This window comes from Streptomyces coryli (assembly GCF_011044975.1).
Classification (GTDB): domain Bacteria; phylum Actinomycetota; class Actinomycetes; order Streptomycetales; family Streptomycetaceae; genus Streptomyces; species Streptomyces coryli.
On the sequence record NZ_JAAKZV010000023.1, the window covers coordinates 13,743 to 26,668 of the forward strand.

A 12,926-nucleotide genomic window follows, 5' to 3' on the forward strand; every position below is an offset into this window, starting at 1 on the left:
CAGACCACGGATCAGGCGGAAAGGCGGCCGCGACCCTTGCTACGGCGGGACGCGAGAATCGCGCGGCCGGCGCGGGTACGCATACGCAGCCGGAAGCCGTGGGTCTTGGCGCGACGGCGGTTGTTCGGCTGGAAAGTGCGCTTGCTCACTCGGGGGCTCCAGAAAAGCTTGGATCTCGCGGGTTACGAGACGGTGTGTGTAGAGCCGACGGCTGGCACCGTGCGCCCGCGAGTGGCTCGCAATACGCCTGACAGGTGAAGATCTGTGCGGCGCCGGCCGATCGGAGGCAGGCGGCAGCAGCCGTCGACAACTCGACCTCGCTACGGTACGTGCGCCTGTACCTTCCGGTCAAACCGGCAAGGAAACCGGTCCGGGCCCAGGACAAGGACCCGGGCGGCGCCGGACAATCATGCACACCCCTGTGGACAACGACTTGAATGGTGCAGGCCAGGCTGAGTAGCGTGGCGAGTTCCCGCCGTCAATCCCGCCCTACCGGGCGTTCACCCCGCGCAGCGAGTGAGAGAGTGCCCTGTGGCTGACCTACCTGCAGACCTGGCGGCAGTGTGGCCACGCGTGCTCGAAGAGCTGCTCGACGGGGGACCAGGTGGTCAGGCCGTAGAGGCAAAGGACCAGCGCTGGCTGCGCGACTGCCAGCCGCTCGTCCTGGTGGCGGGCACCGCGGTCATCGCCGTACCCAATGAATACGCCAAGGGCGTCGTCGAAGGGCGGCTCGCCCCCGCGATCAGCGACGCGCTCAGCCGGGCCTGCGGCCAGCCCATCGGGCTCGCCATCACCGTCAGCCCCGCGGAAGCCGAGCCCACGCCGCCGCCCGCGCAGCAGCAGCATCAGCAGCCGGCCGTCCCCGGCCAGCCCCAGCACCACCAGCCGGCCCCGCAGCAGCACCAGCCGCCCCACCAGTCACAAGCGCCCCAGGCACCCCAGCCCCCGGCCGACTATGACTACGGCCACACTCCGCGCGACGACTACGGCCGCGGCCAGGACGAGGCGCAGCTGCCCACGGCCCGCCCGGCCTACCCGGAGTACGCGCAGCAGCACCACCCCGAGCCCGCCGCCTGGCCCCGCGCCGCGCCGCCCGCCCCGCAGCAGCCCGGCCCCGGGCAGCAGAACCACCAAGGACACCAGGGCCCCGGCAGCCACCAGAGCCACCGCCCCGAGCCGCCGGCCTTCCCGCGCCAGCAGCCCCCGGACCAGCACGGCGGCCCCGGCCACTCCGCGCCGAACCACACCGCCCCGAGCCACGGCGACTACAACCAGGGCGACTACAACAGCGGCCAGCGGCAGCACGACCCGTACGGCCGCCGCCCCCAGCTCCCCAGCCAGACGCCCCCGCCGCTCCCCGGCTCCCCCGGCGCCGTCTCCCTCGGCAGCGCCGAGCTCCCCGCGCCCAGCGGCGCCCCGGGGCCGCTCGCCGCGCAACCGGCGCCCGCGACCGGGCCCGGCGAGCCGACCGCCCGGCTGAACCCGAAGTACCTCTTCGACACCTTCGTCATCGGCGCCTCCAACCGCTTCGCCCACGCGGCCGCGGTCGCCGTCGCCGAAGCCCCGGCCAAGGCGTACAACCCGCTCTTCATCTACGGCGAATCCGGCCTCGGCAAAACGCATCTGCTGCACGCCATCGGCCACTACGCCCGCAGCCTCTACCCGGGCACCCGGGTCAGATACGTGAGCTCCGAGGAGTTCACCAACGAGTTCATCAACTCCATCCGCGACGGCAAGGCGGACACCTTCCGCAAGCGCTACCGCGACATGGACATCCTGCTCGTCGACGACATCCAGTTCCTGGCCTCCAAGGAGTCGACGCAGGAGGAGTTCTTCCACACCTTCAATACGCTCCACAACGCCAACAAGCAGATCGTGCTGTCGAGTGACCGGCCGCCCAAGCAGCTGGTCACCCTGGAGGACCGGCTGCGCAACCGCTTCGAGTGGGGCCTGATCACCGACGTCCAGCCGCCCGAGCTGGAGACCCGGATCGCGATCCTCCGCAAGAAGGCCGTACAAGAGCAGCTCAACGCACCGCCGGAGGTACTGGAGTTCATCGCCTCCCGCATCTCCCGCAACATCCGCGAGCTCGAGGGCGCCCTCATCCGCGTCACGGCCTTCGCGTCGCTCAACCGGCAGCCGGTCGACCTCGGCCTTACGGAGATCGTCCTCAAGGACCTCATCCCCGGCGGCGAGGACGCGGCCCCCGAGATCACCGCGCCGGCCATCATGAGCTCCGTGGCCGACTACTTCGGCCTGACCGTGGACGACCTGTGCGGCTCATCCCGCAGCCGCGTGCTCGTGACGGCCCGGCAGATCGCCATGTATCTGTGCCGGGAGCTGACCGACCTCTCCCTGCCGAAGATCGGCGCCCAGTTCGGCGGCCGCGACCATACGACCGTGATGCACGCGGACCGCAAGATCCGCGCCCTCATGGCCGAGCGGCGGTCCATCTACAACCAGGTCACCGAGCTCACGAACCGCATCAAGAACAGCTGACAGCGGCTCCTCAGACGCCCCTTCAAGCCCTCTCAAGCCCTCTCAAGCCCTCCGAGCCCCCAGGGATCGAGTCCTCGAACTCCCTGGGGGCTCTTCGCTGTTCGAATCCACAGCCTGTGCATGGACTTCTCCACACGCTGCGCCATGATCGGCCGTCCACACCCTGGGGAGGGCCGAAGTTACCCACGTAGGCTTGTGGACCCGGTCGGGATAACCCGCGATGATCCAGTTCAGCAGCGTGTGGATTTGTGGTCAGAAGATGTCCACAGACTGGGGACGGAGGTTGCGTCCACAGGAGGCCGCACCTCACCGCCCACAGGCCGCCCACAGCAGAATCAATACTGTCCACACCTTTTCCACACCGCTGTCCACTGTTCGGCAACGCAACGCGCCCCTTCACCGGTACGTGTGAAAGCTGTCACACCAAGGGGGTCGGTTGGCCTGTGTGGGAAGGGGGTAAATCTGGGGATGGAGCTGTGGCTAAGACGGCCTTGGCTGTGAATCCGCTGTGCACAGAATCGGCCGGTCCACAGAATCACCGGGTTGTCCACCGGCACCGCCCACAGCACCTGTGGGCAAAAAAGTGGGGCTGACCTGCACAGACACGGTTTTCCACGGTGTCCACAGGCCCTACTACTACCTCTACGGATATCTAGCCCGGGATTCGCTTCGAAGCGGGGCCTGTGCACAAGTTGGGGATCGCGAGCCGAGGCGGGCTGAGACGAGTTGACCGGGACCGTCCCCACGCTGTCGGTGCCGTACGTCAGACTGTTCCCCGCAGACAGAAGAGCCGGCGTACTGCAGGAGGCGGTCCCGTTGAAGATCCGTGTGGAGCGCGACGTACTCGCAGAGGCGGTGGCCTGGGCAGCTCGCAGCCTGCCTGCCCGCCCGTCGACGCCTGTGCTCGCCGGCCTGATGCTGAAGGCCGACTCCGAGGAGCAGGGCACCCTGAGCCTGTCCGGCTTCGACTACGAGGTGTCGGCCCGGGTCTCGGTCGAGGCCGAGGTCGAGGAGGAGGGCCAGCTGCTGGTCTCCGGCCGGCTGCTCGCCGACATCTCGCGCGCACTTCCCAACAGGCCTGTGGAGATCTCATCCGACGGCGTCCGCGCCACCGTGGTGTGCGGCTCCTCGCGATTCACACTCCACACGCTGCCTGTGGAGGAGTATCCGGCGCTGCCGGAGATGCCCACCGCGACCGGCACCGTCCCCGGCGAGGTCTTCTCCGCCGCCGTCCAGCAGGTGGCCGTCGCCGCAGGGCGGGACGACACCCTCCCGGTGCTCACCGGTGTGCGCATCGAGATCGAGGGCGACACGGTCACACTGGCCTCCACCGACCGCTACCGCTTCGCGGTCCGCGAGTTCCTGTGGAAGCCGGAGACCGCCGACGCCTCCTCGGTGGCGCTGGTCCCGGCGAAGATGCTCCTCGACACCGCCAAGTCCCTGACCAGCGGTGACACCGTCACGATCGCGCTGGCGGGTTCAGGTGCGGGCGAGGGCCTGATCGGCTTCGAGGGCGCCGGGCGGCGAACCACCACCCGGCTGCTGGAAGGCGATCTGCCGAAGTACAAGACGCTCTTCCCCACCGAGTTCAATTCGGTGGCGGTGATCGAGACGGCGCCGTTCGTGGAGGCCGTGAAGCGCGTCGCCCTGGTGGCCGAGCGCAATACGCCGGTGCGGCTGAGCTTCGAGCAGGGTGTGCTGACCCTGGAGGCCGGGTCCTCCGACGACGCACAGGCTGTGGAGCGGGTGGACGCGACGCTGGAGGGCGATGACATCTCGATCGCCTTCAACCCGACGTTCCTGCTGGACGGCCTGAGCGCGATCGATTCCCCGGTCGCCCAGCTGGCCTTCACCACGTCCACCAAGCCCGCGCTGCTCAGCGGCAAGCCGGCCGTGGACGCCGAGGCGGACGACCAGTACAAGTACCTGATCATGCCCGTGAGGCTGAGCGGCTGACCCGGGCGTAGGCTCGTAGACGCTACGGACATTTCGCTGGGAAGGGTCACTAATGGAGCTCGGTCTCGTCGGCCTCGGCAAGATGGGCGGCAATATGCGCGAGCGCATTCGCCGCGCAGGCCACACCGTCATCGGATACGACCGGAACCCGGAGCTCGCCGACGTATCCAGCCTCAAGGAGCTGGTGGAGCGGCTCGAGGGGCCGCGCGTCGTGTGGGTGATGGTGCCGGCGGGTGCCGCCACGCAGTCGACCGTCGATGAGCTGGGCGAGCTGCTGCAGCCCGGCGACGTGGTCGTCGACGGCGGCAATTCGCGCTGGACCGACGACGAGAAGCATGCGGAGGAGCTGGCCGCCAAGGGCATCGGCTTCGTCGACTGCGGCGTCTCGGGCGGCGTGTGGGGCCTGGAGAACGGCTATGCGCTGATGTACGGCGGGGACGCCGAGAATGTCGCCAAGGTGCAGCCCATCTTCGATGCGCTGAAGCCCGAGGGCGAGTTCGGCAGCGTGCACGCCGGCAAGGTCGGCGCGGGGCACTTCGCCAAGATGGTTCACAACGGCATCGAGTACGCGATGATGCAGGCCTTCGCCGAGGGCTGGGAGCTGCTCGAGGCCGCGGACTCGGTCACCGACGTGCGCGAGATCTTCCGCTCCTGGCAGGAGGGCACGGTCATCCGTTCCTGGCTGCTGGACCTGGCGGTCCGGGCGCTGGACGACGACGAGCACCTGGAGAAGCTGCGCGGCTTCGCGCAGGACTCCGGCGAGGGCCGCTGGACCGTGGAGGCCGCGATCGACCACGCGGTGCCGCTGCCCGCGATCACCGCGTCGCTGTTCGCCCGCTTCGCCTCGCGGCAGGACGACTCGCCGCAGATGAAGATGATCGCCGCGCTGCGGAACCAGTTCGGCGGTCACGCCGTGGAGAGCAAGAAGTAGCAGTTCAGGAGCAGTAGCAGGGGGAGGTCCGCGCAGCCGTATGCACGTCACGCATCTGTCGCTCGCCGACTTCCGTTCGTACGCCCGGGCCGAGGTCCCTCTCGACCCGGGCGTGACGGCTTTCGTGGGCCCGAACGGCCAGGGGAAGACGAATCTGGTCGAGGCGGTCGGCTATCTGGCGACGCTGGGCAGCCACCGGGTGTCCTCCGACGCCCCGCTGGTGCGGATGGGCGCCGAGCGGGCGGTGATCCGGGCGGCGGTGACGCAGGGCGAGCGCTCCCAGCTGGTGGAGCTGGAGCTGAACCCCGGCAAGGCGAACCGGGCCAGGCTGAACAGATCGTCGCAGGTCAGGCCGCGCGAGGTGCTCGGTGTCGTACGGACGGTGCTGTTCGCGCCCGAGGACCTGGCGCTCGTCAAAGGCGATCCGGGTGAGCGGCGGCGCTTCCTGGACGAGCTGATCACTGCGCGGTCGCCGCGAATGGCGGGGGTGCGCAGCGATTACGAGCGGGTGCTCAAGCAGCGGAACACGCTGCTGAAGACGGCGGCGATGGCGCGCAGGCACGGCGGCCGGCAGATGGATCTGTCCACGTTGGACGTCTGGGATCAGCATCTGGCGCGGGCGGGCGCGGAGTTGCTCGCGCAGCGCCTGGATCTGGTCGGTTCGGTGCAGCCTCTTGCCGACAAGGCGTACGAGCAACTGGCCCCGGGCGGCGGTCCGGTGGCGCTGGAGTACCGGTCGTCGGTGGGCGAGGCGCTCGCCGCGGCGTCGACCCGGGAGGAGCTGTGCGAGCTGCTGCTGCGGGCGATGGCGGAGGCCCGTAAGCAGGAGATCGAGCGTGGGGTGACGCTGGTCGGGCCGCACCGGGACGATCTGGTGCTGAAGCTGGGGCAGCTGCCCGCGAAGGGCTATGCGTCGCACGGCGAGTCGTGGTCGTACGCGCTGGCGCTGCGGCTGGCGTCGTACGAGCTGCTGAGCGCGGAGGGTGCGGAGCCGGTGCTGGTGCTGGACGACGTGTTCGCGGAGCTGGATGTGCGGCGCCGGGAGCGGCTGGCGGAGCTGGTGGCGCCGGGCGAGCAGGTGCTGGTGACGGCGGCGGTGGACGAGGATGTGCCCGGTGTGCTGAGCGGGACGCGGTTCGCGGTGGCGGACGGGGCGGTGGAGCGCGTATGACCGACGGTCCCGGCCCCGAAGAGACGTCGCAGCCTGCGGAAGCGCCCAAGACCCCCGAGCCCTCCGGCGTCGACCTCGCCCGGGTGGCGCTGCGCGCCGCCAAGGAGCAGGCACGCGCCCGGGGTGCGGCCGCGCAGCAGAAGCGGCAGGCGCGCCGCGGTGGCGGGCTGCGGTCCGGGGCGCGGGCGGACGGGCGGGACCCGCTGTCGTTCGGCGCGGCGGTGAGCCGGCTGATCACCGAGCGCGGCTGGGAGGCGCCGGCCGCGGTGGGCGGCGTGATGGGGCGCTGGCCGCAGCTCGTCGGACCGGAGGTGGCGCAGCACTGCGCGCCCGAGCGGTACGACGAGGAGGAGCGGGTGCTGGTGGTGCGCTGCGACTCGACGGCGTGGGCGACGCAGATGCGGCTGCTGGCGCCGCAGTTCGTGGCCCGGTTGAACCAGGAGCTGGGCCAGGGGACGGTCACGTTCATCAAGGTGCAGGGGCCGGGCGGTCCACCGCAGCGGTACGGCGGCCGGCTGCGGGCGCCGGGCAGCCAGGGGCCCGGGGACACGTACGGATGACCCTCTCGGGGCGGCCGGCGTACGCGCGAGGCGCCGTCATATGCATGTGAAGGGCGTGACTTCGGTCACAGTCGATCCGGGTTGACGGCCCGAAGCGCTGAGCGGCGCTCAGAGGCTTCTGGAGGCCCGGCCTGTGTGTGGGGACTCGGAAGGACGGGATCCAAGGCGGCACATGCTGCTTCAGGGCCCGGCAAACCGCCATTCTGTCCCCGGCTACCGGTACACTGGAGAGCAACCCGCCCACTTGCGGAAAAGTCGAAATGACGTGGCCGCTCCCGCATGCCCCCGCGTGCGGAAGAGTGGCCCGTGCTGTGCCAGAAAGGGCGCTTCGTGGCCGATTCCGGCAACTCCAACGAGTCCAACAAGCAGTCGTACGATGCCAGCGCGATCACCGTGCTGGAGGGCCTGGACGCGGTTCGCAAGCGACCGGGCATGTACATCGGCTCGACCGGCGAGCGCGGCCTGCACCACCTGGTGCAAGAGGTCGTGGACAACGCCGTGGACGAGGCGATGGCGGGCTACTGCGACACGATCAACGTGACGCTGCTCGCCGACGGCGGCGTGCGGGTGACCGACAACGGCCGCGGCATCCCGGTGGGCATCCACCCGGTGGAGAAGAAGCCGGCGGTCGAGGTCGTGCTCACCGTGCTGCACGCGGGCGGCAAGTTCGGCGGCGGCGGGTACGCGGTCTCCGGCGGTCTGCACGGCGTGGGTGTCTCCGTCGTGAACGCGCTGTCGACGCGGCTGGCCGTGGACATCAGCACGGACGGCTACCGCTGGACGCAGGACTACAAGCTGGGTGTCCCGGTCGAGCCGCTCGCCAAGCACGAGGCCACGTCGGAGACCGGCACCACGGTCACGTTCTGGGCCGACGGCGACATCTTCGAGACCACCGAGTACTCCTTCGAGACGCTGTCGCGCCGCTTCCAGGAGATGGCCTTCCTGAACAAGGGCCTGACCATCTCGCTGACGGACGAGCGCGAGTCGGCGAAGCAGACCTCGGGCGCGGACACGGCGGACACCGCCGACGACGACAAGGCCCGCAGCGTCACGTACTGCTACGAGGGCGGCATCGTCGACTTCGTGAAGCACCTGAACTCGCGCAAGGGCGAGCCGGTGCACCCGACGGTGATCGACTTCGAGGCGTCCGACCCGGAGCGCAAGATCTCGGTCGAGATCGCGATGCAGTGGAACTCGCAGTTCAGCGAGGGTGTCTACAGCTTCGCGAACGTCATCCACACCCATGAGGGCGGTACCCACGAAGAGGGCTTCCGCGCCGCGATGACGGGCCTGATCAACCGCTACGCGCGCGACAAGAAGCTGCTGCGCGAGAAGGACGACAACCTCACGGGTGAGGACATCCGCGAGGGTCTTACGGCGATCATCTCCGTCAAGCTGGGCGAGCCGCAGTTCGAGGGCCAGACGAAGACCAAGCTGGGCAACACGGAGGCGAAGACCTTCGTCCAGAAGGTCACGCACGAGCACCTGACGGACTGGCTGGACCGTAATCCCAACGAGGCCGCGGACATCATCCGCAAGTCCATCCAGGCCGCCACGGCCCGGGTCGCCGCCCGCAAGGCGCGTGACCTGACCCGGCGCAAGGGCCTGCTGGAGTCGGCGTCGCTGCCGGGCAAGCTGAGCGACTGCCAGTCCAACGACCCGACGAAGTGCGAGATCTTCATCGTCGAGGGCGACTCGGCCGGCGGCTCGGCGAAGTCCGGCCGGAACCCGAAGTACCAGGCGATCCTCCCGATCCGCGGCAAGATCCTGAACGTCGAGAAGGCCCGTATCGACAAGGTGCTGCAGAACACCGAGGTGCAGGCGCTGATCTCGGCCTTCGGCACGGGCATCCACGAGGACTTCGACCTGGGCAAGCTGCGCTATCACAAGATCGTGCTGATGGCCGACGCGGACATCGACGGCCAGCACATCCAGACGCTGCTGCTCACGCTGCTGTTCCGGTTCATGCGGCCGCTGATCGAGGGCGGGCATGTCTACCTGGCGCAGCCGCCGCTGTACAAGATCAAGTGGACCCGGGACGAGTTCGAGTACGCGTACTCCGACCGCGAGCGCGACCAGCTGATCGAGCTGGGCCGCTCGCAGGGCAAGCGGATCAAGGACGACTCGGTGCAGCGCTTCAAGGGCCTCGGCGAGATGAACGCCGAGGAGCTGCGCATCACCACGATGGACTACGACCACCGCGTGCTGCGGCAGGTGACGCTGGACGACGCGGCCGCGGCCGACGACCTGTTCTCGATCCTGATGGGCGAGGACGTGGAGGCGCGCCGCTCGTTCATCCAGCGGAACGCCAAGGACGTCCGCTTCCTCGACATCTGAGTCGGCCGCTCAAGGCCTTACGAACCAGACAAGGACTGAAGACCAGCGATGGCCGACGAGACCACCCCCACCCCTGACCAGCCGCAGCCGGACGCCGACGACATGAACTCGTCGGGCGTGCTCCGGGTCAACGCCGTCTCGCTCGAGACGGAGATGCAGCGCAGCTACCTCGACTACGCGATGTCCGTCATCGTGAGCCGCGCGCTGCCGGACGTACGCGACGGCATGAAGCCGGTGCACCGCCGCGTGCTGTACGCCATGTACGAGGGCGGCTACCGCCCGGACCGGGGCTACTACAAGTGCGCCCGCGTCGTCGGCGACGTGATGGGCAACTACCACCCGCACGGCGACTCCTCGATCTACGACGCCCTGGTCCGCCTGGCCCAGACGTGGTCGATGCGGATGCCGCTGGTCGACTCCAACGGCAACTTCGGCTCCCCGGGCAACGACCCGGCGGCCGCCATGCGGTACACCGAGTGCAAGATGGCGCCGCTGGCCATGGAGATGCTCCGCGACATCGACGAGGAGACCGTCGATTTCGGGGACAACTACGACGGCCGCTCCAAGGAGCCCACCGTCCTCCCGGCCCGCTTCCCGAACCTGCTGGTCAACGGCCAGCAGGGGATCGCGGTCGGCATGGCCACCAACATCCCGCCGCACAACCTGCGCGAGGTCGCGGCGGGCGTGCAGTGGTACCTGGAGCACCCGGAGGCCTCCAACGAGGAGCTCCTGGACGCGCTGCTGGAGCGCATCAAGGGCCCGGACTTCCCGACCGGCGCGCTGGTCGTGGGCCGTAAGGGCATCGAGGAGGCGTACCGCACCGGGCGCGGCTCCATCGCGATGCGCGCGGTGGTCGAGGTCGAGGAGATCCAGGACCGCCAGTGCCTGGTCGTCACCGAGCTGCCGTACCAGGTCAACCCGGACAACCTGGCGCAGAAGATCGCCGACGGCGTGAAGGACGGCCGCCTGAGCGGCATCGCCGACGTGCGCGACGAGACGAGCTCGCGTACGGGCCAGCGCCTGGTGATCGTGCTGCGCCGGGACGCGGTCGCGAAGGTGGTGCTGAACAACCTGTTCAAGCACACCGACCTGCAGACCAACTTCGGCGCGAACATGCTCGCCCTGGTCGACGGCGTGCCGCGCACGCTGTCGCTGGACGCCTTCATCCGCTACTGGGTGGCGCACCAGGTCGACGTCATCATCCGCCGCACCACCTTCCGCCTCCGCAAGGCCGAGGAGCGGGCGCACATCCTGCGCGGCCTGCTGAAGGCCCTGGACGCGATCGACGAGGTCATCGCCCTGATCCGGGCCTCGGAGACGGTCGACGTGGCCCGTCGCGGCCTGATGGACCTGCTGGAGATCGACGAGATCCAGGCGAACGCGATCCTGGAGATGCAGCTGCGCCGGCTGGCCGCTCTGGAGCACCAGCGGATCACCGCGGAGCACGACGAGCTGCAGGCGAAGATCGATGAGTACAACGCGATCCTGGCCTCCCCCGAGCTGCAGCGGAAGATCATCTCCTCCGAGCTGGCCGCGATCGTCGAGAAGTACGGCGACGACCGCCGCTCGAAGCTGGTGCCCTTCGACGGCGACATGTCCATCGAGGACCTGATCGCCGAGGAGGACATCGTCGTCACGATCACCCGTGGCGGCTATGTGAAGCGTACGAAGACCGAGGACTACCGCTCGCAGAAGCGCGGCGGCAAGGGCGTGCGCGGCACCCGCCTCAGGGAAGACGACATCGTCGACCACTTCTTCGTCTCCACGACCCACCACTGGCTGCTGTTCTTCACGAACAAGGGCCGGGTCTACCGGGCGAAGGCGTACGAGCTCCCGGACGCCGGGCGGGAGGCCCGCGGCCAGCACGTGGCGAACCTGCTGGCCTTCCAGCCGGACGAGCAGATCGCCGAGATCCTCGCCATCCGTGACTACGACATCGCTCCGTACCTCGTCCTCGCCACGAAGGCGGGCCTGGTGAAGAAGACCGCGCTGAAGGACTACGACTCGCCCCGCTCCGGCGGCGTCATCGCGATCAATCTGCGCGAGATGCCCGACGGCCGGCCGGACGAGCTGATCGGTGCCGAGCTGGTCTCGCCGGAGGACGATCTGCTGCTTGTCAGCAAGAAGGCCCAATCGATCCGATTCACCGCAACGGACGAAGCGCTGCGCCCGATGGGCCGCGCGACCTCCGGTGTTAAGGGGATGAGCTTCCGCGAGGGAGATGAACTCCTCTCGATGAATGTCGTCAAGGCAGGTACTTTCGTGTTCACCGCCACCGACGGCGGGTACGCGAAGCGCACAAACGTTGACGAATACCGTGTCCAGGGTCGCGGCGGCCTCGGGATCAAGGCGGCGAGGATCGTCGAGGACCGGGGTGAGCTGGTCGGCGCGCTGGTGGTGGAGGACTCGGACGAGCTCCTCGCCATCACGCTCGGCGGCGGCGTGATCCGGACACGCGTCAACGAGGTCAGGGAGACGGGCCGTGACACCATGGGCGTCCAACTGATCAACCTGGGCAAGAAGGATGCCGTGGTCGGCATCGCACGGAACGCCGAGGCCGGGCGCGAAGCCGAAGAGGTCGAAGAGGCGGCGGACCAGGTGGGTGACCCCACCGGGGAGGCCACCGAGGCGGCGGATGGCGAGGGCGAGGCGCCCACGCCGGACGCCTAAGGCGTAAAGGGAGTACGACGTGAGTGGAGCCACCGGCGCCGGCAGAAGCCAGGCGGGGACGGAGAGCGGTCAGAGGGGTGCCTCGGCCGAGTCCTCGAAGCCGCCGCAGCAGGAGGCCAGTGGCTCCGCTTCGTCCAAGGGTCAGGGGGGCACCGTGACCGATACCCGCGAGCACGATTCCGCGCAGGGGGGCGAGCAGGGGGCGTACGAGTCCGCGCCCGCCTCCGGCGCCGGGCCGCTGCCGCCCGCACCGCCGGCGGCTGCGCCGCAGCCCACGTCGCCGCACCACCCGCCGCAGGCGTACGCGCCGCCCGGCGGGGGTGGCACCGGCGGCGGTGGCACCGCGACGCGGACCCGCAGCGGCCGTCGTACGGAGCAGGCCACGCGGCGCTCGCGCACCGGGGCCCGTACGGTGCCGCGGACGCGCAAGGCGCGGCTCAGGGTCGCCAAGGCCGACCCGTGGTCGGTGATGAAGGTCAGCTTCCTGTTGTCCATCGCGCTCGGGCTGTGCACGATCGTGGCGGTCGCGGTGCTGTGGATGGTGCTGGACGCGATGGGCGTCTTCTCCACGGTGGGCGCGACCCTCGCGGAGGCGACCGGCTCGGAGGGCTCGACCGGCTTCGATCTGGAGTCGTTCCTGTCGCTGCCGCGGGTGCTGCTCTTCACGGCTGTGATCGCGGTGATCGATGTGGTGCTCGCCACCGCCCTCGCGACGCTCGGGGCCTTCATCTACAACCTCTCCGCCGGGTTCGTGGGCGGCGTCGAGGTGACCCTGGCGGAGGACGAGTAGTCGCGCTGCTCA

At 69.3% G+C, this 12,926-nt stretch carries 9 protein-coding genes; 8 read left to right on the forward strand and 1 reads right to left on the reverse strand.

The window, feature by feature from the left end; genetic code table 11:
• Nucleotides 1–11: 11 nt before the first annotated feature.
• Nucleotides 12–149 (reverse strand): 50S ribosomal protein L34, encoded by a 138-nt coding sequence (gene rpmH / locus G5C51_RS08285; protein ID WP_009716483.1) that lies wholly within the window; start codon nucleotides 147–149, stop codon nucleotides 12–14.
• Between the two features lie 424 nt (nucleotides 150–573).
• Between rpmH and dnaA the strand changes: the two genes are divergently transcribed.
• The 8 genes from dnaA to G5C51_RS08325 all read left to right on the forward strand — a co-directional run bounded on the left by dnaA (nucleotide 574) and on the right by G5C51_RS08325 (nucleotide 12,914).
• On the forward strand, nucleotides 574–2,499 hold the full coding sequence (gene dnaA, locus G5C51_RS08290; RefSeq protein WP_420824789.1) for a chromosomal replication initiator protein DnaA: 1,926 nt from the start codon (nucleotides 574–576) through the stop codon (nucleotides 2,497–2,499).
• 816 nt (nucleotides 2,500–3,315) lie between these two features.
• Nucleotides 3,316–4,455 (forward strand): DNA polymerase III subunit beta, encoded by a 1,140-nt coding sequence (dnaN, locus tag G5C51_RS08295; protein ID WP_165234208.1) that lies wholly within the window; start codon nucleotides 3,316–3,318, stop codon nucleotides 4,453–4,455.
• 52 nt (nucleotides 4,456–4,507) lie between these two features.
• Nucleotides 4,508–5,386, forward strand: a complete 879-nt coding sequence (gnd, locus tag G5C51_RS08300; RefSeq protein ID WP_165234211.1) for a phosphogluconate dehydrogenase (NAD(+)-dependent, decarboxylating) — start codon at nucleotides 4,508–4,510, stop codon at nucleotides 5,384–5,386.
• Nucleotides 5,387–5,426: 40 nt separating this feature from the next.
• Complete coding sequence (gene recF, locus G5C51_RS08305) at nucleotides 5,427–6,557, forward strand: DNA replication/repair protein RecF (protein ID WP_165234214.1); 1,131 nt, start codon at nucleotides 5,427–5,429, stop codon at nucleotides 6,555–6,557.
• Nucleotides 6,554–7,117 carry a DciA family protein gene (locus G5C51_RS08310; RefSeq protein WP_165234217.1) on the forward strand — a complete coding sequence of 188 codons (564 nt, stop codon included), beginning with the start codon at nucleotides 6,554–6,556 and terminating at the stop codon, nucleotides 7,115–7,117. The genes recF and G5C51_RS08310 overlap by 4 nt, the downstream gene beginning before the upstream one ends.
• A gap of 306 nt (nucleotides 7,118–7,423) precedes the next feature.
• Entirely contained in the window at nucleotides 7,424–9,454 is a 2,031-nt protein-coding gene (gene gyrB / locus G5C51_RS08315; protein ID WP_165234220.1) for a DNA topoisomerase (ATP-hydrolyzing) subunit B, read from the forward strand.
• Nucleotides 9,455–9,502: 48 nt separating this feature from the next.
• Nucleotides 9,503–12,124 carry a DNA gyrase subunit A gene (gene gyrA / locus G5C51_RS08320; RefSeq protein ID WP_165234223.1) on the forward strand — a complete coding sequence of 874 codons (2,622 nt, stop codon included), beginning with the start codon at nucleotides 9,503–9,505 and terminating at the stop codon, nucleotides 12,122–12,124.
• Between the two features lie 19 nt (nucleotides 12,125–12,143).
• The gene (locus G5C51_RS08325; protein ID WP_165234226.1) at nucleotides 12,144–12,914 is read left to right on the forward strand and encodes a DUF3566 domain-containing protein; all 771 of its coding nucleotides are present in this window, start codon (nucleotides 12,144–12,146) and stop codon (nucleotides 12,912–12,914) included.
• Nucleotides 12,915–12,926: the final 12 nt, after the last annotated feature.